The organism is Rathayibacter rubneri (assembly GCF_023743255.1).
GTDB lineage: Bacteria > Actinomycetota > Actinomycetes > Actinomycetales > Microbacteriaceae > Rathayibacter > Rathayibacter rubneri.
In genome coordinates this window covers 20,520-40,646 of sequence record NZ_JAMRYM010000005.1, presented here as the reverse complement: position 1 = coordinate 40,646, position 20,127 = coordinate 20,520, and the positions used below count along the sequence as shown (strand labels likewise).

Sequence of the window (20,127 nt, the reverse complement as noted above, 5' to 3'; positions counted from 1 at the left end):
CTGACAGCCTGCCCCGGTTCATGCAGGGAGTTTCAGACCCCGAGTTCGACATCATCCGGTCGCTACTGGCGACGTGGCGGGAGAAGTACCCCCGGAACGTCCTGCGGTCCACGTACTACGACGGGAAGATGCTGCTCAAGCCGTCGGGCAACATCCCCCCGGAGGCGTTCGCCCGCATGCGGGCGACGCTGGGCTGGCCGGAGAAGGCGGTCTCGGGACTCGGGTCTCGGACCATCTTTGACGGCTTCGTGGCTCCGGAGCAGGACCAGGACCCGTTCGAGCTCGGCGCACTCCTCGACGACAATCGTTTCGACCTTGAGCTTCCGCAGGCGATCACGTCGTCGCTCAAGCACTCGTGCTCGTTCATCACGACCCTCAAGGGCGACACCCAGTCCGGCGAGCCCGCCGTCATGATCCTTCCGCGTTCGGCCGAGTGGACAGCAGCGCTCTGGGACAAGCGTCGCCGCGTCGTCTCCGCATTCCTCGCCATCTCGGAGCTCGACCGAGACGGTCGCCCGACCCGCATGGACGTCTACCTCCCGACTGTCGTCCTGATCTGCTCGCGCCGCCCGTCGGGCGCATGGGTCGCGGACCGACGACCGAACCTCCTCAACGAGGTACTCGCAGAGCCGCTGACCTACGACCCGCAGCTCGACCGTCCGTTCGGACGTTCGCGGATCTCGCGCGCCGTCATGTCGATCACCGACAAGGCACTCATGAACGTCATCCGAACCGAGATCGGCGCGGACTTCTACGCGGCCCCTCGCATGGTCGCGCTCGGCGTCGCACCGGACACGTTCGCGAACGGCAAGTGGCAGGCCGCTATCGACCGCTGGTTCGCGCTCACGAAGGACGAGGACGGCGATACGCCGACCGTCCAGCAACTTCCGCAGATGACCACCCAGCCCCTCACGGACCTGCATCGCCTGTACGCCTCGCAGATGGCCGGGGAGACGGGTCTGCCGATCTCCTCGCTCGGCATCGTGCAGGACAACCCGCCGTCGGCTGAAGCGCTCTACGCGGCCGAGAAGGATCTCATCGTCTCGGCTCGCGCGGCCACTCGCGGATTCGGCGCGTCACTCCGGCAGGTCGCTCGTCGCGCGGTTCTTCTGCGCGACGGGAAGGACGCCGCGACCGACGAGCTGCGCCAGATCAAGGCGAATTGGCAGAACCCCGCGTTCACGTCCCCGGTCACCGCCGCGGACGCGCTGTCGAAGCTCGTCACCGTGTTCCCGTGGCTCGGAGACACCGAGGTCGCGCTCGAGTACGCCGGGTTCTCGAGCGCCGAGATCACGCGCCTGCTCGCGGACAAGCGCCGGACCGAGGGTGCGTTCAACATGGCGGCGCTCCTCGCTGCACGCGGCAACGCAGGCGACGCGGCCGGAGGTTCTGCCCCCGACGCCGCCGACCTGAAGGCGAAGTTCGACGCGCTCGGCGTCGCTATCCGAGCCGGTGTCGATCCCGCTGCAGCCGCAGCGCGCATCGGCCTCGAAGGCATCCCATTCACCGGAGCCGTCCCCGCCTCGCTCCGCATGCCCGCGAGCGAAGCCGGCGATCTCGAGGAGAAGTAGCGCGTGGTCACCGACCGGCAAGCGAACGTTCTCCGGGATCTGCAGGCCGGAGTGGCGCGGCAGGTTCGCGAGGAGCTCGACCAGTTCTTCGGGTCGCTGAATCTCGACAAACCCGAAGCGGTTCGAGAGGCGCTCCTGCAGTACGTGCCCCTCCTGGTGCGTTCGTACGGACAGGGCGCCGCTTCGGTCGCTGCCGACTGGTACGACGAGGTGCGGGCGGGCGCAAACGTCCGCGGTCGCTTCCGCGCTCAGGTCGCCGACTCGGTCGAGCAGTTCCGCATCGAGCGGACTGTCCGGTTCGCGGCGCAGTACCTCTTCACGGGCGCGGCGGCTCTCGCGCTGCCGTCACTGCTCGCGCCGGTCGAACGCTACGTCGTCGAGCCCTCGCGGCTGACGATCGTCGGCGCGACCACCCGCGACCCGCGAGCGTCGGGCTGGTACCGGAAGACGCGATCGGACGGCTGCGACTTCTGCCGAAAGCTCGCCGGCAAGGGCGTCTACAAGTACGACGGCGACTTCGCCGCTCACAACGACTGCGGCTGCGTGGCCGTCCCCTCCTGGGACCCGGACGCACCCGAGGTCGACGTCCGAGCGTACGAGGCGTCGCGCTACACGGGCGGCATGACTCCCGCGCAGAAAGCCGATCACAACGCGAAGATCCGTGACTGGATCGCGTCCGCCTGACTCACCCAGAGACCACCCGCTACTCGCGGGTTCACGCCTACCCGAGCGGTCAATCGGGGCACAAGGAGAAGCACATGGAGTTCCCCGTCACCATCGACTCGCAGGACGCGTTCGACGGCCTCGTGAAGGAGCGCATCGGGCGCGTCGAAGCGAAGTACGCCGACTACGGCGACCTCAAGAAGCGAGCCGACGACGCCGATGCTGCGATCGCTGCAGCACAGCAGGAGCGCGACCAGGCAGCCACCCGGGCGGCGGATCTCGAGACCGAGGTCTCGAAGTTCACTGCGAAGGAACAGCTCGCCACCTGGCGCTCTGACGTTGCGACGGCAACCGGCATCCCCGCAGCGATCCTCCGCGGTTCCACCAAGGAGGAGTTCGAGGCGCACGCCGCGGAACTCAAGCCTCTCCTCACGGCGCAGGAAGCGCCGGTCATCCCCTCACAGGGCGACAGCCCCACCGGCACGGCCAAGACATCCCCCTGGGCGGGCGTCATTGACGCTCTCGACCAGCAATCCACCTAAGGAGAAACACCATGACCGCACAGGTAGCGGACCTCCGCTTCCCCACGCAGATCGCCGACGGCATCGTCGAGAAGGCCAAGACCGGCTCGACCGTCGCGGCCCTCTCCGGCCAGGAGCCCATGCGCTTCGGCAACGTGGACATCATCACGTTCGATGACGACCTGACCGCCGAGTTCGTCGAGGAGTCGGGAGCCAAGAGCTCCGACGACGCCAAGCCGTCCTTCGTCACCGCGACGCCTCACAAGGCTGTCGTGCAGATGCGCACCTCGGACGAGTTCAAGCACGCCGACGAGGAGTACCAGACCGGCATCCTCGACAAGTTCGCGGACAAGTGCGCCCTCGCACTCGCGCGCGCGCTCGATCTCGGCCTCTACTACCGGATCAACCCGCGCACCGGAAACCCGGTCGCGACGTGGACGAACTACCTCAACACGACCACCAAGCGCGTCGAGGCCGGCCCCGCCGCGGACCTCGACTTCGAGGCTGCTGCAGGCCTCGTGATCGGCTCCGGATACGGCGTCAACGGCGTCGCTCTCGACCCGAAGTACGCGTGGACGCTCGCGACCGCACGCTACAACGACGGCCGCAAGAAGTTCCCCGAACTCGGCTTCGGCGACGGGATCACGAACTTCCAGGGCGTGAGCGCGGCCAACTCGACCACCGTCTCGGGCAAGCCGAAGGACAGCAGCACCGCGGACAACAAGGTGCGCGCCATCGTCGGCAACTTCCAGTCGGGCATCCGGTGGGGCGTGCAGCGCACGATCCCGTTCCGCGTCCTCGAGTTCGGTGACCCGGACAACACCGGCCGCGACCTCGCCGGCCACAACGAGGTTCTGCTCCGCGCGGAGGTCGTCTACGGCTGGTACGTCTTCGCGGACCAGTTCGCGGTCATCGAGGACAAGGTCGCGTAATGCCCCGGCTCCGCAACAAGGCGAACGGCGTGGTCGTCAACGTCGATGCGGAGACGGCAGCCCGACTCGGCGCGTCCGAGTGGGAGCCCTCGACCGCTGAGAAGCGACCCGCAACGAGCAAGACCGCATCCGCAAAGTCCCCGTCGAAGTAGGGAGGAGCCCGGCCATGGCCTACGCAACCGCTGAGGACGTGAAAGCAATCTGGCCGGGCTTCCCCGCAGGGCAGGAGACGCGCGCGACTGCCCTGCTCGAGGACGCCGCGGTCCGCATCGACGCCTACGCTCCTCCGCCGCCCGCCCCGGTCGAGGTGAGCGCGGCGGAACTCGCGGTCCGCAAGACCGTCTCACGCGAGATGGTCGTCTTCGTCATGATGGCGGATTCGAACATCGACCCCGTGACGCAGAAGTCGCGGACCATGGGTCCCTTCTCCGAGTCCTGGTCGTATGACCGCCCGGGCCGGACGCTCATGCTGACGGACGAGCACAAGCGCATGCTGAGGCCGCGGACACAGCAGGCGTTCACGGTTCCTCTCGTGACCTACCAGCCCGTCAATGACCCGCTCTGGTGGTTGGAATGACAATCCCGCTGCCGGACTACTTCCTCCCGCACACTGCCACCGTCCGGGGCTACGCGTCGGGCGGTGGCATGGGTGGCGGCTACCTGCCTGCCCGCGACGTCTCTTGCTTCGTTGAGGACCGAACCGAAACCGTCCGCGGCGCTGACGGTTCCGAGACCATCTCCAACACCCAAGTGCACCTCAACTTCGACGAGGTCGTGCCCATCGATTCCCTCGTCACCGTATGGCCGGGCATCACCGGCCAAAGAGAAGCCCCCGTCGTCGCCATCGGACGCGGACAGCACCCCACCCTTCCGTCCTTTCAGACGCTCTATCTCAAGTAGAGGGGGCGCCCATGGGCTACTACCGCCCAGTGCTTTCGCTCATCGAGAAGGCCGCTCAGGATGCGCTCCTTGAAGTGGCAGAAGCGGTCATCGAGAACTCGAACGCTCGAGCGCCCCGGCTGACCGGCGAGACCGAGGACACGTCGTTCGCGCGCGTCGATGACCTGACCGCGCAGGCCGGCTACGAGTCCTTCGTCGCGCGATTGCAGCACGAGGATCTCGAATACGAGCACCCGCGCGGCGGCGAACCGAAGTTCCTCGAGAAGGCCGCCGAAGACGTCCGGCCAAAAGTCGGACCGATGATCGAGAAGCACATTCGGGAGGCGCTCGGTGGCTGACCATTCACGAGACGATGCAGCGGTCACGACGAAGATCTGCGCTCTCCTCGGGCAGATTGACGGATGGGAATGGAAGCCTGCGGTCGACGCGGTATACCTGCCAACGGATGTTCGTATCGAGTACGGCGCGCTTTCAGAGTCTCCCAACAAGGGAGTCGCGGTCCGCCTCTACAACGCCACAGACGATGCCGTCACCGGGCTCGCTCTCCGCTGGGTGCAGCTCCGATTTCGGGGCACTCGCGGCGGCATAGCGCACGCCGACCAGCTAGCGAGCGCGGCTTTCGCGCACCTTCAAAACCTCTCTCGCAGAGAGGGAATCAGCGGCATCCGCCGACTCTCCATCTCCCCTCAGGGTGCCGATACCGGTGCGCGGCAGGGGCGAACCGACAACTACCTCGTCACTCTCGACAATCCGGAGGCATCATGACCCGCGCGACCGACAACGCCCTTCCCGCCGGCACCGTACTCGGCAAGTCCTACGAATACGGACTCGACCTGAACATCGGCACGACCGCCGCCCCCATCTGGCGCACCGTCCGGAAGATGTTCAACTTCCAGCTCACCCCGACTCCCAACACGACGGACGCGCAGACGTACGACGACGAGGGCTCGCAGAACAACGCCGTCACCGGATGGAACTGGGCGCTAGCGTTCGCGACGCAGGTCAACCGTTCCGGCACGACCGGCAAGTACCTCGAAGAGATCGAGGCGCTCTTCGCCCGTACCAAGCCCAACGCGAAGGGCGCCACTGCACAGATCGAAGCGCGCTGGTACCACCAGCCCGATTCGTCCGAGGGTGGCGTGCCCAACCCCGATGACGCCGGACAGGGCACCGCCACCGTCACCCCCGGCCGCGCCAACACCGGCCCCGACGGCGCTGTCGAGGTCCAGAACTGGACGCTCACAGGAGTCGGCGCTTACACGCCGATCGTGAACCCCCTCACCGAGGACGAGCCCGGCGCGTGACCACCGTCGACTTCGGCGCCTGGGCGCGCGGGTTGACGCTGACGCTGGGCTCGGTGACCTACACGGTTCCCGAGCCCAGCGTCGCCGACATGCGGCAGGTGCTCGCCCTCGCGGTACGAGCAGAAGTCGGCCGCGACAACGTGCCCGCCGAGATCCTCGAGATCCTCGAGAACCTGCCTGACGACGGCCACCCCGCCCTCGGCACCGCCTACGACGAACTCGTGCGCGACGGCGTCGGCTCTCACACCCTCGACCGGATGGGCGTCTACGCGACCCTCTTCTGGGCGCGAGGACGCGAGTACGCAGACAGCGTCGCCGAGAAGGTATGGGGTCCGGAGCGCGAAGCCGCAGCGGCCCAAGCGAAGGACGCCGCCCGCCCAAAAGCGCGGAGGACTGGACGGCAGCCGACTGGGCAGCCCTCGGCATCGGAGAGCCCTACGACTTCGACGTCAACGGCGTCCCGCTCTACGAGAAGTACCGCCCGGTCCCGCGCGAAGCCCAGCAAGTAAGGGCGCCCACGAGCGCCTATCAAGTCGACGGGTCGCTGCTCGCCATCGTCTCGAACTGGCGCCTGGTCGTCGCGGACATGATCCGCGTCTACAGCATCGACCTGTACGACCCGGCCGTCCTCGCGCGCCCCTGGCCGGGCATTCGGCACGCGCTGTTCGCGCTCCTCGAGAACCCCGACTCGCTCCTTCGACGAGCACTCACCCGAAGGGCAGACGACGATGCGCGCAGCCGAACTTGAAGTCCTCTTCACCGCCAACACCGACGAGGTCGCGAAGGCGGAGAAGGACGTCAAGGCGGCGGGTACCCGCATCGAGAAGCAGAAGACCACGAAGAAGGTCGACGCCGACACGAAGCCCGCGATGGAGGGGATGGAGAACGTCGAGGAAGCGGCGCGTCGCCTCGTCTCCAAGGAGGTTCTGGTCAAGGTCGACGCGGAGGTCGAGAAGGCCGAAGCGGACACCACACGCCTGCGCGACAAGCTCGATTACCTCAAGGCGATCTCGCCCGAGATCGAGGTCACGGCGGACATAGCCCGCGCGGAAGCGCAGCTCGCTCGCGCTGACCGGTCGCTGACCGCGCTCCGTTCGGCACGCGCTGAGATGACAGTCGACGCTGATATCTCCCCAGCGGAGGAGGCATTCGAAGAGGCGAGCGCTGAGGCATCGAGCTCGGGTGAGGATGCCGGCCAGAACTTCGGCGTCGGCATCATCGCGGCGCTGGCGACCATTCCGATCGTCGGCGCTGTCGTCGGCGTGGGGAAGGCCGCTGCCGACGCGCTCGTGTCTGCCTTCAACGACGGACTGCAGCAGGAGAGAAGCGCCGACCGCCTGCAGGGCTTGACCGGGATCAGCGAGTCGGACGCACTCCGCTTCGGCCGCTCTGCCTCTGAGGCGTACGCGAACGGCTTCGGCGAGTCGATTGAGCAGAACATGGACACGACCCGTCTCGCGCTGCAGTTCAGTCTCATCGATCCCGAGGCCACGAATCGCGACGCGCAGAAGGTCGTGCAGAGTCTCGGCGGAATCGCCGATGTACTCGGCGAGGACGTGCAGCCGATCGCCGCTTCGGTGACCGCTCTGCTCCGTACCGGTCTCGTGAAGTCCGCAGACGAAGCCTTTGATCTCCTCGCCACGGGCGCCCGCGAGGGCGTGAACCGTAACGAGGACCTGCTCGACACCCTTACCGAGTACCCGGCGCTGTTCCAGCGGCTCGGGCTCTCAGGTGAGGAAGCGCTCGGTCTGGTCAACCAGGGGCTCGAGGGTGGCGCGCGGAACAGCGACCTCGCCGCAGACGCACTCAAGGAGTTCCAGATCCGGGCGACCGACGGATCAAAGGCCAGCGCCGAGGGCTTCGCCGCTCTCGGCATGAACGCTGAAGAGATGACCGCGAAGATCGCCGCCGGCGGCGACAGCGCGAAGGAAGGTCTCGATCAGGTCCTCGACGGACTCCGTGCCATCGAGGACCCAGTCGCTCGCAACGCTGCCGCAGTCGCCCTCTTCGGCACTCAGGCGGAGGACCTCGGCGAGGCCCTCTTCGACATGGACCTCTCGACCGCAGTGGAGCAGCTCAACGGCGTCGAGGGCGCTGCGCAGAAGATGTTCGACACCCTCGCGAGCAACGACGCGAGCAAGCTCGAGCAGGCGCAGCGGAACATCGAGGTCGCCGCGGACGGCATGAAGGGCGCCCTCGCGGCTGCCTTCTCCGAGCCGCTCGGCGAGCTCGCGACGTTCGTGTCCGAGAACCGTGGCCCCGTCCTACAGTTCATGCTCGACCTCGCGAACGGCGCCCTCGACTTCGGCGACAGCATGGTCGAGTCGACCGCTGCCTCGACGGAGTCCCTCGGCGAGTTCGTTGCCGGACCTCTGCGGGATGCCGTAGTCGGACTGCGCGACTTCCTCGAGTGGTTGCCCGGCGATCAGGACCTCACCGGGCTGAACACCCTCATCGACGACATGGCGGGCTTCGATGAGCAGTCGAACCTGGCAGCCGGCAACCTCCGCGAGAACATGGGCGGCGCCCTCTCTGAGGCGCGCGTCAAGCTCAATGAGTTCGGCGAGGGCGCGGTCGCCATGGGCTACCTCAACGACGCCAGCCTTCGGCTCGCCGAAGCGGTCAGCACCGTCGGCTACGCGGCCGATGGCTCGAAGCTCTCGCTTGAGGGCGTCGACGCCGCGAACCTCTCGGCATCCGAGTCCGGCGCGACTCTCGAGGCGCAGGTCCGCGCGGCGATCGCGGCTCTCGGCGACGAGGTAGCCGCAGCCGCGGCAACCGGCGAGGCCCAAGGGGCGCTTACCGACCGGTACAACTCGGCGACCACGGCCCTGGTCGGGCAACTCACACAGATGGGTCTGACCGAGGAGCAGGCTCGATCGCTGATCGACACCGTCCTCAAGACTCCGCCGTCGGCCACGACCGCGTTCTCGTCGAATGCGCCTGAGCAGCAGGGCAAGGTGCAATCCCTCGCGGACCGCATCGTCACCTTGCCCAACGGAGACGTGGTCATCACCGCCGACGCGTCACAGGCGTTCTCGACAACCGACGCCGTCGTCCGGTACATCAACAGCCGCTCCGCGACGATAACCGTCAACGCGACCAACCCCAATATCGGGTTCGGGCTCGGCGACGGTCGTGCGAACGGTGGGGCGATCTACGGGCCCGGAGGCCCACGCGATGATCTCGCGGGGCTCTTCCGGCTGTCGAACGGCGAGCACGTCCTCGACGCCGAGGACGTCCGACGGATGGGAGGGCAGGACGCGGTCTACCGCTTCCGTCAGATGCTCGACCGGAACCAGTTCTCCGGCTTCGCGGACGGCGGAGCGATCACTCTCGCTGTTCCCGAGTCGACATGGCGGCACGATCCTGGTGACGCCGTGCGTGAAGTCGTTGCGCCCGCTGCCCCGTTAGACGGGCCAGCCGCGAGCAGGAGCGTCGTCTTCTCGCCGCAGATCATTCAGTCGGGCACGTACTACTCGTATGACCCGGCCGACCTCGCACGTGACGCTCGCCGTGAGCTGTCTCGAGCGATGACGTTGACGGGCTTGCCCCGGAGAGGCGGCTTTCCGCGATGAGTCGCTACTACGTCGTCGGCACCGATGGCGCCCGCTGGTCCCTGAAGCGGGGCGAGCGGGTTGCCATCTCCGTCGAAGGTCTCGAAGGTCTGCTCGGGGACCCTGACTACCAGGACCAAGTTCGGGAGTACGCGAACCAGGCCGGGCAGGAGTTCGTCGGAACGCGGGCGCTCCCGCGGAGGATCTCACTTCCCGTGAAGATCGGTTACGACAAGCCGGGCCGAGAGTTCCGGTCGCTCGAAGGCCAGTGGTGGCAGTCTTGGCAGCCGGGGAGTGTGGCGACGATCGAGGTCGCCACGCACAACCGTGGTTCCCGGTTCCTCGACGTGCGCTTCGTCAGCGATCGCGGATGGGTGACCGTCCAGGACCCTGACGTGAACGGCACTGCCCTTGTGCCGATGGAGCTCGTCGCTGATGACCCGTATTGGCGTGGCACCGTCCTTGACTTTGACTTCACCCCGAACCGGCCGCCTGTGGACTTCTACGGGCGCGATAAGGGTCAGGTTGCTGCGTTCCCCGGCTACTTTTCGCCGTCGCTGACGAAGGATGAGCAGTCGTTGTTCAACCCAGGTGATGTGCCGGCGCCTCTGCGTTGGTCGTTGCAGGGGCCGTTCACGTCGTTCGAGTTGACGGTGGATGGTCGGACGGTTGCTGGCGAGTTCGTGGTGGCTGAGGGTCAGACGTTGTCGGTGGATTCGGGTGGGCGTCGGGTGCTGCTGCATGACGGGGTGTCGTCGTCGAATGTGACGCGGCGGGTGTCGTGGGGGTTCGCTGATCTGCCTGCTGGTTTGGCGGTGCCTGTTGGGGTGCTGGTGAATGGCACTGGTCGGGTGCGTGCGGAGTGGACTCCGAAGTTCCGGAGGGCCGCATGAGTGACCTTGAGCTTGCGGTGTACGACCGGGCGCTGTTCCCGGTTGCCCCGTTGGCGAGGTTCGTGTCGGCGGATGTGACGGTCGCTCGGAATGCTCGCGGGACCTTGTCGGTGACGGTCGCTTCGAGTGATCCGGTGAGCGCTGATCTGCAGGCTGAGGGCGCACGTGTCCTGGTCTCGTGGAAGGGCGAGCCGCTGTTCTCTGGGTACGTCGTGCAGCCGGAGGGCGACTTCCTGCTTGGCGGGCTGATCACATACGAGGTTGAGGATGACTGGGCTGAGCTCGACTCGCTGGCGTGGGTTCGCCCTGCCGTTGGGCTCGAGGCGACGACTCTTTCGTCGCTCGGCCAGGCGGTCGCTACCGGTCCACTCACAGCGGGCACGGTTCTGAATCAGGACGGTTACTACGCGTGGCCGTCGTCCCGCATGTCTGCGGAGACAGCGGTGAAGCTGCTGCTCACTCAGAACCTCGTCGCGCGTCTCGATCGCCCGATCGTCGTCGCACCCGATCTGGGTCGCGGCGCGGTAGTCGAAGTCCCGCAGGTTCGGTTCCCTCGTCTTGAGGAGCCGGTGCAGGAGATCCTCACTGCCGGCGGGCTCGGCCTGTCGATGGTGCAGCATCCCGACGAACCGTTCATCCGCATAGATGTGGTGGAGGGTCGCGAGTATCCGTCGCCGATCTTCCCGGAGTCGGGTCTGATCGCGAAGGGCACGTGGTCGCGGTCTGCTGCAACGGCGACTCGTGTGGTTGTGATGGGGAACGGCGAGGATGCGGAGCGCATCTTCCGCGGCAAGGTCGACACTCAGCTTGAGGCGCGCACCGGTCGTGTGCGGGAAGTGGTCACGGAGTCGACGGGCGCGAAGCTCGAGTACCCGGAGGACTTCCCCGATGACCAGAAGGTCGCGAAGTATCACCTGCTGCAGGACGTCCCGCAGGAGTCGAAGGACAACCTGATCTCGACGCTCGAGCAGGCGTTGCGGAAGGCGCTCACTGAGGGCGCACCAACGTCGGGTGTCGCTGTCGAACTGTCGACGTCGGAGTCGTTCTTCTTCGGCCCGGGCGGGTTCGAGCTCGGCGACCTCCTGACGATCCGCGACGGCACTACCGAGTTCGTCGACCAGATCACCGAGGTGCGCATCGTCGCATCCGTGGACGGCGAAACGGTCACCCCGACGCTCGGCCAGAAGACAGACGATCCCACGCGGGCACTCATGGAAGTCGTCGCCGCGCTCGGCAAATATCAACGCGCCCAGGCGCGCAACAAGTAGGAGACGTCATGGCAACCTCTGGTTACGGGCAGACGCTCACTTCCGTGTACTGGTCGGAGGCGTTCCTGCTCTCGGGTGCGCAGGGCTGCGTCGCGAACACTTCGTCGTGGCGGGTGACTCGTGTCGCCGGCTTCCGGCGTGTGCAGGTCGCCGCGGGGACGGGGTTCGCGGCGGGCATCAAGGAGGAGCGCACGGGCGTCTCGTTCGTGGATCTCCCGCAGCCGCGCGACCCGGTGACCGGTCAGCCTTCGACGACTCTGGGGCAGTGGTTCCTGGTCGTCGCGACGTACTCGCGTGATGGCGAGTCGGGGTCGGTGCAGTTCGAGGCGGTCGCTGGTCCGACGACGTCGCGTGACCGGCCGCTGCGTGCGCCTTCGACGTGGCCGACGCTGCAGCGCAACGCGACCCGGTTCCAGCAGCCGATCGCCTGGTCGTGGGTGCACCCGACGGACTTCTCGGTGACGCGTGACGTGGACTTGCGGCGCCTGCCGGGGAACAAGCCGGTGCAGTTCGAGTCAACATCGAAGCGCACCCGTCGTCGCAGTGACGACCCGGGCGCGGGGAACTCCAACGCCCTGGGCTCGACCGCTGGTGGTGTCCTGACCTACACGTTCACGGACATGCCTGCCGGCGACTACGACGTGGACGTGTCGTGGGTAGTGTCCGCGAACCCGGCGACCATCGGCCTGGTGCAGATCGTCGTCAACGGGGTGACCCTCGGTGGCACATTCCAGAGCGACCTGACCGGCAACGTCTTCCCGCGGTCGACCACGCGTCAGTTCACGCACCCCGGCGGCGACCTCGCGTTCGACCTGCTGCTGTCCGCGGCGACCGGCGGCGCGATCTACCGCGACGGCACGCAGGTCACGATCACCCCCCACCCCTGGTAGCCGAAGGACGAAGCGATGACCCTCAGCAACTACCGACTGGCAACGCCCTCAACAGTGATCCTCGCCGACAACCGCGATCCGATGCAGTCCTACCAGCGCCACCTGCTCACCACGGGCCGCGGTGGCGTGGACATCGTCGCCCCGGTCGGCACGCCCGTCTACGCGCGCACCCCGGGCGTCATGCGGCGCATCCCGAACAACGGCAGCGCGGGGAACTCGTGCCGCTTCGAGCACGACGACAACCCGGGCTGGGCGGACGTGTTCTCCCACCTCACCGGCTACGTCGGCGAGGACGGGCAGCACTTCGACGTCGGGCAGGTCGTCGCATACACCGGCAAGACCGGCACGAAGGACCCGCACCTGCACTGGCACCTGCTGGACCCGAATGGCAACCGCCGCAACCCCTGGCTCTACTTCACCCCCCTTGCCGCAACGCGACCCACTCAAGAAGAGGACGACGACATGCCGCTCACCACCGACGAACGACGCCTCCTCGAGGACGCCAACACGAACGCGGCCGAAGCTCGCCGCCTCGCTGGTCTCGCGCTCGGCGTACCCCTCAACGCGTCGCCGGACGAGTACGAGGCGTACCTCCGCGACCGGGGCTCGTTCGAGACGCTCGCCGAGCTGCGCCGCATGCTTGCCGCGATCCTCAAGCAGACCGACGCACCCGCCGGCGCGCCCGGTGAGGACAACCTGCGCAAGAAGCTCGACGCGATCCTCGCTAAGTAGCCCGCCTCTCGCCTCTGAGAGGAGGACCGGCGGTGGACGTCGTACTTGAAACCATCCTCAGATCCCCAGCCACCCCCACCGGACTCGCGCTCATGTTCGCGGCTGTCCTCGGCATCGCATTCATCCGCGGGCAAGTCGTGCCCCGATCCACAGTTGACCTCCTGCTCGGCGTGGAACGCACCCGTGCGGAGGACTACAAGGCGGCGTGGGAGTCGGAGCGCGAGAAGAACGCGATCCTTCTCGACTCCGTGCAACAGCTTCTCGTGTACGCGAAGACCGCTGACCGTGTCCTGACCGCACTTCCCGAGGCGCACAAGTCAAACGGGGAGGGAGCCACATGAGGTGGTGGAAGCGCACGCTAGCGAGCGCCGAATCGGGAGTCGGAGAGGCTGCTGCCGCTCGCAAGTCCTCTGAGGAATCGCTCGAGGAAGTCAAGAAGATCGTCCCGCACGTCGAAGAAGTGACCCGGTCGCTGGACATCACCCGAACCAACAACCACTTCGCGATCCGTATCGCCGCAGCGTACGGGTATGCCCAGCCGGGGAAGGCGCCAGAGTGACCGAGCTCGAATCCAACATCCTGATCGTTCTCCTGGTTGCGGGCATCATCCCGATCGCCTGGTTCATCTACCGGTACATGCGGTACTCGCCTTGGTGGGAGACCGCGATCGGCCGGACTGTTCTCGGACAGAAGTTCGCGATGCTCGCGCTGCTGTCCCTGTCCCTGCTGCTGCGTGTGCTCGGCCCTGAGTACGAGTACCGGGCGTTACTCAACGCGGCAGTCCTCAGCCTGCTCATCTGGTTCTTCTGGAAGACGCTCATCGAGCTGCTGCGCGTCCAGAAAGCCTCACCCCACCGCGACGCCCTCAAGGCGTTCATCCGCCGCCACTCACGACGCAAGGAGTAAGCCATGTCCGACCTCACCCCCGGCCCCGACCACGCGGCTAGCAAGCCCACCGTCCTCGAGACGATCGCCGAGTACCGCAAGGGCATCGCGGGCTTCCTTGTGCCCGGTCTGCTGATCCTCGGCGCTTCACTGCTGTCCTCGAGTGATGGCGGCGGGGGCGTCACCCCCTCTGAGTGGGTGGCAATCGTCGTCGCGATGCTCGGCACCGGCATCACCGTCACAGCCGTCCCCAACCGCTCCGAGTAGCGCACCCCTCCCTTACCCCCTTCCGCTCCACCTAGACCGTCCGATGGGCGGTCTTTTTTTGTGCCCGGGAACGGGCTGAGACCGCTCGAGGAGCATCATGCCCGCACCCGCAGTCGTCCGATCCAAGGGGCCGAACGGTACCCACTGGTTCTCGAACACGCCCTGGTGGGGTGACGTGGGGAACTCTGCCCTCGTCCCGAACGTCATCGAGTGCGACCCGACCGTGCCCGCCATTGAGGCTGCGGTGGCGACCGCGACGAAGGCGAAGGTCGACGCGGGCATGGCGATCCTCGTCAAGCCGGGAACCATCAAGGGCGGCGCCACCTCGGCGTTCGTCACGAACGGCACGATCATCCCGTCGGTCATGTTCGACGGCAAGGGCGCCGCGGACTGGACCAAGAAGCTGCTCATCTGGCCGCGCGACGGCTACGGGTCCGTGAAGGTCAACGGGCAGATCACGTTCGAGTCTGCGACGAACATCGTCTGGGCGGGCATCTCCTCCTTTGACCCGAACAACAGCCGCCGGTACACCCGCGACGGGTACAACATCAACAACTGCAACAAGTTCGGTTGGGGGTGGTGCGAGACCGGTTCCATCCGCGTCAACGCGAACGCGGGGAGGACGGCGAACGGCAACGAGCTCAAGGAGTTCGGTTGGCCGGAGAAGATCACCCGCGAAGGTGACTACGCGGGCTTGGGCGTCAACAACACCGCGACGGTGAACGGGCTGCTGCTCGAGGGGTTCTTCCTGCCCCCCTGCTACCACCTCATCACTGTCCCGTGGAAGAACAACGCCCCCTCCGACGCGCACTCGGATTCGTGGCAGATCCAGAACGGCCCGAACGTCTCGAACATCGTCTACCGTGACGGTTTCTCTGCCGCGTCCACGAACGTCGCGTTCCAGAACGGCGGCTACCAGAACCTCCGCTTCGACAACGTGTTCATCGCGGGCGGCAAGGAAGGCTTCGCGAAGTCGCTGTGGCCGTTCGAGAACAACGAAGCAACCGACGGGAACATGCAGGCCCTCAACGGGTCCGGGTCCGTTCTCGCGACCGACTGCATCATCATGGGCGGCGTCGGTTCGGCGACGTTCCTTGAGGGCACCACGAACACGAAGATCGCGTACGACTGGACTGGCGCAACCCGCAACCGGGTGACCGTAGACAAGACGCTGCTGAACATGACCCCGGCGCAGGTCTTCGCGATCTCCCCGAAGTTCACCCCGGAGCGTCAGGCGCAGATCTTCGGGGCGACGTACACGCCCCCGACGGACACCACCCCTCCGTCCACTCCGGTGCTCAACGTGCCGACGATCGCGGGCCGCGACGTGCAGCTCTCGTGGGTCGCTTCGACGGACAACGTGGCGGTGCAGGAGTACATCGTCCTGCGGGGCACCACGTCCGCGAACGCTGTTGAGATCGCCCGCACCACCGACACGGTGTACACGGACGCGGGTCGGCCCCTCAGCTCGACGCAGCTCTACCTCATCAAGGCGGTCGACACGGCGGGTCTCGAGTCTCCGGTTTCGAACTCTCGCACTGCTGTGATCGGCGCGGGCGTGGGTGACACGGTCAAGCCGACCGTGTCGATCCTGTCTCCCACCGTGGGGTCTCCCGTGTCGGGCACTGTGATCGTGCAGGTGCAGGCCGCTGACAACGTGGCCGTCACCGAAGTACAGCTTTGGTCTGCTGGGCAGAAGCTCCCGGGCACGTTCGAGAAGACGACCGGCGACATCTGGGAGGGCCGGTTCGATTCGACCGCGTTCCCCGATGGCACGTATCCGATCGAGGCGCACGCGTTCGACGCGGCACCCAACGAGGCGATCTCGGCGACCGTCAACGTGACGATCAGCAACTTCGTTCGCCCGCCCGACCCGACCGAGCCGCCGTCGGTTCCGGTGCTGACCGTTGAGGCCACCGGTCTCACGGCTGCGCTCGCAACCTGGACCGAGTCCGTGGCGCAGAACGGCGGCGAAGTCGAATACCGGTTCCGCCTCGACGGGGACATTGTCGAAACGAAGATCACCGACCTCGCACGCGACATCGAAGGACTCGACCCCACACGTCAGCACTTCGTTGTCATCGAAGCATACGAAACGACCAGCAACCTCACGTCGTCGTCCGCCGCGAAGGACTTCAACACGTGGGAGTTCGACGAGGCCGGTCCGACTATCGCACTGCAGTCGCCTGGTGAGGGTGAACTGTCGGGCACGGTCCAGTTCCGGTTCGACGTGACCGACGCCGGCTCCGGTGTGAAAGCTGTGGACGTGTACTGGGGTGACGTGCTCGTCGGTATCGGCGGGTTCATCAGCGGCAGCACGTACGGGCTCGACATCAACGTGAACATGCTCCCCGCGGGCATGAACTCGTACCGGGGGAAGGCTGTTGATAACGCTGGCAACGAGTCGTGGTCGGATGCGCGCACGGTCAGCCTGCCTGTCGTCGCACCGCCGGACTCCACGCCGCCGACGGGTGGCATCAGCGACCCGGTTGACGGGTCGGTTGTGGTGCCCCCTTTCTCCCGAGTGAGATTGTCGGCCTCCGATCCGCAATCAGGGATCTCCTCGGTATCCCTGAGGAGCTCGACACTTGGCGAACTGGTCCCGGCAAGTCTCGTCAGCCCCGGCATCTATGAGGCGGACTTCCCCGTAGGTGCGCTGTCGTACGGGGACAACGAGGTGTTCGCGCGGATCGTGAACGGCGTCGGACTCTCGTTCGACACCCCTGCTGTCACGCTCGTGCGTGAGGCGCCGGTTGCGTCCCCGTCCGGCCGTGGACTCATAGCGGGCCCCTGGCTTGACGGTTCGTTCAAACCGAACAAGTCAGGACGAATCGTGCTCCGTCAGCGCGCCTCGTTCTCCAATGACCTGGGGTACGTGACTACAGCCGTGACTGAGGTGTACGTCGTCAACGGCAAGTTCATCGTCGACGGTGTCGAGGGGCCGTTCCCGTTTGGGTTCCCGCCCCTCGATCTGGGATTCGAAGTGGACGAGTACCCCGATAGCGGGACACCACGACTCGGCCTGGTGAAGCGATTCCCAGACGGCACCGTCGACGGGCAGATCGTGGCGTACGGCGATCTCGTGCCCCTCGAAGTCGAAGGTCTGCCCGCGGGTGCCTACGTGCCCATCGGCGTTACTGAAGCGCTCGAGGCGCGCGATCAGGTGGTGCAGATCGCCGCCGAGCTCGACGCGCAAACCATCACCATGACCGAAAGCCCCGACGGGTTCTTCACCACCATCACGATCGGAGAGTGACAGATGCCCAGGTTCATCAACGACACCGCCATCGGCAAGAAGGGCGGAGTCGTCGCGCTGAACGCGAAGGGCCAGCCTGTCAACGGGTTCGGGCGGGAGTCGCAGGCCACCCAGGCCATCGACTTCCGCTCGTACCTCGACAACACCGGCACACCCACCACCGACGCCGCGTGGGACGCGCTCGTACTCACCGCCATCCAGGACTCCATCACCGCAGACATGCCCCTGTGGTTCCCGAACGGCGACTACCCCATCAACGTCGCCAACTGGCGGTCCGCGACCTCCGACTACGCGTTCAAGAAGCTGCGTATCCGAGGGCAGGGAACGGGCACCCGGTTCCTGCAGCGCGACGGCAAGCGCGTGTTCGACTTCACCGCCGACCCCGGAACCGGAACCACAATCACGGCAGCGAGCATCGGGCAGCTCGCGCTCGCGTCATCCGGCGACAACACCCCCTACGGCGTCATGACCACAATCACCATGCCCGCCGCCTACGCGAACACCCAGCCCGGAGACGCCCTCTTCCTCACCAGCTCAGACCTCTACAACACCCAGTACGTGTCCGGGCTCGACACGTACCAGGGGCAGTGGCTCGTCACCACCGGACTCGTCGCGAAGTACACCACCGCGGGCACCGGACTGCCGCTCACCGACTCCGGCAAGATCGTCACCGGGGCAACCTCCGGCGCGACCGCCTACCTCCTCGGAGCCGGAGCGACCGCAGCAGGAGACACCTACTACCTGTACCGGCCCATCACCGGCACGTTCACCAGCGGCGAGAACATCACCATCGGCGGCACCACCCGCGGCGCAATCGCCTCCGCACCCATGATCGCCGTACCCGGGCTCCTCGCGGACACGTACACCACCAACGTTCGCCTCTACCGCCCCGACCCCACCTGCACCCTCACCCTCGAGGACTGCAGCATCTCCACCGTCGGGGCAGCCGACCGTGCCATCGGTTCCTCACAGCGAGCAGACGCCATCGTCGTCAGCGGCGCACAAGCACCCACCCTCCGCAACGTCACCATCGACTACGCACTCGCCTCCGCGATCGTCCTCCGATCCGTGCACCGCGCGAACATCATCGCCCCCCGCATCAACCGGCTCCCCAACCTCGCCAACACCAGTGAGCAGGCATACGGGTACGGCGTCGAGATCCAAGCCGCCGCCACCGGCACCCAGATCAGCAACGGCGACTTCACCATGTGCCGCCACGGAGTCACCACCAACCCCGCCAACAAGCCATCCACCTACCCCACAGGCGGAGTCAACGTGTGGTCGTGCGGCGTCCCCGTCTCCAACACCGTCTCCGACTCCGTCGCATCACACACCTACTCCGCCGCGTTCGACACCCACGGCGGCGCACGCGGCACCAAGTTCATCGACTGCACCGCGCGAGCAGCCGGCGCGGGGGCACGCGCAACCACCACCGAGGTCGGGTTCCAGAACCGCGCCCACGACACCACCTTCGAAGGGTGCGTTGCCGAAGACTGCTTCGACGGGTTCCGCGAATCCGGCGCCACCTTCAAGGCGACCTACGACAACACGGTGCGGTACATCAACTGCAGGGCCATCCGGTTCCTGCGGTACGGGTTCAACACCACCAGCCAGAACGACATCGCCGACCAGACGACCGCGGAAACCCGCTACTACTGGGAGAACTGCGAAGCCGAAGGATCACCGACCGCCATCCTCGGCACACAGCAGGGGTACGGGTTCGCGATCTTCAACGCGTGGGACGTCGAAATCAACGGTGGCCGCGTGTCCGGATTCGTCACCGGACCCGTGCGCCGCGGAGGACTCGTCACCAAGCGCATGTTCGTCCACGACCAGCTCGTGGACTACAGCAACAGCCCCGCCACCGCCAGCAACGGAGTCGTCTCCTGGGCTGACATCGCAGGCAGCGGCGAACTTATCGTGGACAACATCCGCGTCATCCGCGACACCGCCAACACCCTCCCCGCGTACACGTTCACGAACCCATCGGGAACCGCGTACACGATCAGGTCCGGCGACGTCACCTACCTAGGCGGCAGTGCGCCGTCCACCAGCCAGAACCCGTCAGTGCTCACCATCAACGGGCTCACCCGGCGCGGCGGTCGAACCATCATCGACACGACCCTCACCTGGAATGCTTCAGTGCCCATCGCGACCGGAACAGTCCGGTGGGCGCAAGTGAACGCCAGCGGGTCGGGCATCAAGTTCGGCGACCAGGTGGTCATCGCCCCGCCCGCCGCCATCAACGGCGGAGTCACGATCACCGCTCACGTGCACGGAGCCGACGCCATCCGCGTCCAAGTTCTCAACATGAGCGGCGCCGATTACACGCCACCGACGGGCTCCTGGAAACTCTGGATCACCCGCTCGTGACAACCGCGCCCCACCTAGCCATCCCGGCCGGGTGGGGCGCGTTTCGTCAGTTGTAGAACTCGAACGTGCGCGCGCATCCGTCGGAGCAGAACCCGTCACGACGCGCAGGCAACAG

General features: G+C 66.5%; 22 protein-coding genes. All 22 read left to right on the top strand.

Going from position 1 to position 20,127, the window contains the following annotated elements:
- Positions 1 to 20: 20 nt before the first annotated feature.
- The 22 genes from NB037_RS03135 to NB037_RS03035 all read left to right on the top strand — a co-directional run bounded on the left by NB037_RS03135 (position 21) and on the right by NB037_RS03035 (position 20,012).
- Complete coding sequence (locus NB037_RS03135) at positions 21 to 1,571, top strand: phage portal protein (RefSeq protein WP_251943564.1); 1,551 nt, start codon at positions 21 to 23, stop codon at positions 1,569 to 1,571.
- Between the two features lie 3 nt (positions 1,572 to 1,574).
- The gene (locus tag NB037_RS03130) at positions 1,575 to 2,255 is read left to right on the top strand and encodes a VG15 protein (RefSeq protein ID WP_251943562.1); all 681 of its coding nucleotides are present in this window, start codon (positions 1,575 to 1,577) and stop codon (positions 2,253 to 2,255) included.
- A 74-nt stretch (positions 2,256 to 2,329) separates the two neighbouring features.
- Entirely contained in the window at positions 2,330 to 2,776 is a 447-nt protein-coding gene (locus NB037_RS03125; protein WP_251943560.1) for a hypothetical protein, read from the top strand.
- A gap of 11 nt (positions 2,777 to 2,787) precedes the next feature.
- Positions 2,788 to 3,687 (top strand): phage major capsid protein, encoded by a 900-nt coding sequence (locus NB037_RS03120; protein ID WP_251943559.1) that lies wholly within the window; start codon positions 2,788 to 2,790, stop codon positions 3,685 to 3,687.
- Positions 3,687 to 3,839, top strand: a complete 153-nt coding sequence (locus tag NB037_RS20050; protein ID WP_443722508.1) for a DUF7302 family protein — start codon at positions 3,687 to 3,689, stop codon at positions 3,837 to 3,839. Before NB037_RS03120 ends, NB037_RS20050 begins: the two co-directional genes overlap by 1 nt.
- Before the next feature lie 14 nt (positions 3,840 to 3,853).
- Positions 3,854 to 4,264: a Gp19/Gp15/Gp42 family protein gene (locus NB037_RS03115; RefSeq protein WP_251943557.1), complete on the top strand. Its 411-nt coding sequence runs from the start codon at positions 3,854 to 3,856 to the stop codon at positions 4,262 to 4,264.
- Positions 4,261 to 4,587, top strand: a complete 327-nt coding sequence (locus tag NB037_RS03110) for a hypothetical protein (RefSeq protein WP_251943555.1) — start codon at positions 4,261 to 4,263, stop codon at positions 4,585 to 4,587. The genes NB037_RS03115 and NB037_RS03110 overlap by 4 nt, the downstream gene beginning before the upstream one ends.
- Before the next feature lie 11 nt (positions 4,588 to 4,598).
- Positions 4,599 to 4,925: a hypothetical protein gene (locus tag NB037_RS03105; protein ID WP_251943553.1), complete on the top strand. Its 327-nt coding sequence runs from the start codon at positions 4,599 to 4,601 to the stop codon at positions 4,923 to 4,925.
- Positions 4,918 to 5,352 carry a hypothetical protein gene (locus NB037_RS03100; protein WP_251943551.1) on the top strand — a complete coding sequence of 145 codons (435 nt, stop codon included), beginning with the start codon at positions 4,918 to 4,920 and terminating at the stop codon, positions 5,350 to 5,352. Before NB037_RS03105 ends, NB037_RS03100 begins: the two co-directional genes overlap by 8 nt.
- Complete coding sequence (locus NB037_RS03095) at positions 5,349 to 5,891, top strand: phage tail tube protein (RefSeq protein ID WP_251943548.1); 543 nt, start codon at positions 5,349 to 5,351, stop codon at positions 5,889 to 5,891. The genes NB037_RS03100 and NB037_RS03095 overlap by 4 nt, the downstream gene beginning before the upstream one ends.
- Positions 5,888 to 6,400, top strand: a complete 513-nt coding sequence (locus NB037_RS03090) for a DUF7426 family protein (protein ID WP_251943547.1) — start codon at positions 5,888 to 5,890, stop codon at positions 6,398 to 6,400. Before NB037_RS03095 ends, NB037_RS03090 begins: the two co-directional genes overlap by 4 nt.
- A gap of 219 nt (positions 6,401 to 6,619) precedes the next feature.
- Positions 6,620 to 9,469, top strand: coding sequence for a phage tail tape measure protein (locus tag NB037_RS03085; protein WP_251943545.1), 2,850 nt, complete (start codon positions 6,620 to 6,622; stop codon positions 9,467 to 9,469).
- A complete protein-coding gene (locus NB037_RS03080) occupies positions 9,466 to 10,341 on the top strand; it encodes a hypothetical protein (RefSeq protein WP_251943543.1) in 876 nt (291 codons plus the stop codon). The genes NB037_RS03085 and NB037_RS03080 overlap by 4 nt, the downstream gene beginning before the upstream one ends.
- Positions 10,338 to 11,609, top strand: coding sequence for a Gp37-like protein (locus NB037_RS03075; protein ID WP_251943541.1), 1,272 nt, complete (start codon positions 10,338 to 10,340; stop codon positions 11,607 to 11,609). Before NB037_RS03080 ends, NB037_RS03075 begins: the two co-directional genes overlap by 4 nt.
- An 8-nt stretch (positions 11,610 to 11,617) precedes the next feature.
- Positions 11,618 to 12,499 (top strand): hypothetical protein, encoded by an 882-nt coding sequence (locus tag NB037_RS03070; RefSeq protein WP_251943539.1) that lies wholly within the window; start codon positions 11,618 to 11,620, stop codon positions 12,497 to 12,499.
- A gap of 15 nt (positions 12,500 to 12,514) precedes the next feature.
- Positions 12,515 to 13,231, top strand: coding sequence for a M23 family metallopeptidase (locus NB037_RS03065; protein ID WP_251943537.1), 717 nt, complete (start codon positions 12,515 to 12,517; stop codon positions 13,229 to 13,231).
- A 32-nt stretch (positions 13,232 to 13,263) separates the two neighbouring features.
- On the top strand, positions 13,264 to 13,572 hold the full coding sequence (locus tag NB037_RS03060) for a hypothetical protein (RefSeq protein WP_077222561.1): 309 nt from the start codon (positions 13,264 to 13,266) through the stop codon (positions 13,570 to 13,572).
- Positions 13,569 to 13,790: a DUF7620 family protein gene (locus tag NB037_RS03055; RefSeq protein ID WP_251943536.1), complete on the top strand. Its 222-nt coding sequence runs from the start codon at positions 13,569 to 13,571 to the stop codon at positions 13,788 to 13,790. Before NB037_RS03060 ends, NB037_RS03055 begins: the two co-directional genes overlap by 4 nt.
- Positions 13,787 to 14,137 carry a putative phage holin gene (locus tag NB037_RS03050; RefSeq protein ID WP_251943534.1) on the top strand — a complete coding sequence of 117 codons (351 nt, stop codon included), beginning with the start codon at positions 13,787 to 13,789 and terminating at the stop codon, positions 14,135 to 14,137. Before NB037_RS03055 ends, NB037_RS03050 begins: the two co-directional genes overlap by 4 nt.
- Positions 14,138 to 14,140: 3 nt before the next feature.
- Positions 14,141 to 14,383: a hypothetical protein gene (locus NB037_RS03045; RefSeq protein WP_251943532.1), complete on the top strand. Its 243-nt coding sequence runs from the start codon at positions 14,141 to 14,143 to the stop codon at positions 14,381 to 14,383.
- Positions 14,384 to 14,480: 97 nt separating this feature from the next.
- The gene (locus NB037_RS03040; RefSeq protein ID WP_251943530.1) at positions 14,481 to 17,639 is read left to right on the top strand and encodes an Ig-like domain-containing protein; all 3,159 of its coding nucleotides are present in this window, start codon (positions 14,481 to 14,483) and stop codon (positions 17,637 to 17,639) included.
- Between the two features lie 3 nt (positions 17,640 to 17,642).
- Complete coding sequence (locus tag NB037_RS03035; protein ID WP_251943528.1) at positions 17,643 to 20,012, top strand: hypothetical protein; 2,370 nt, start codon at positions 17,643 to 17,645, stop codon at positions 20,010 to 20,012.
- The last annotated feature ends 115 nt before the right edge of the window (positions 20,013 to 20,127 follow it).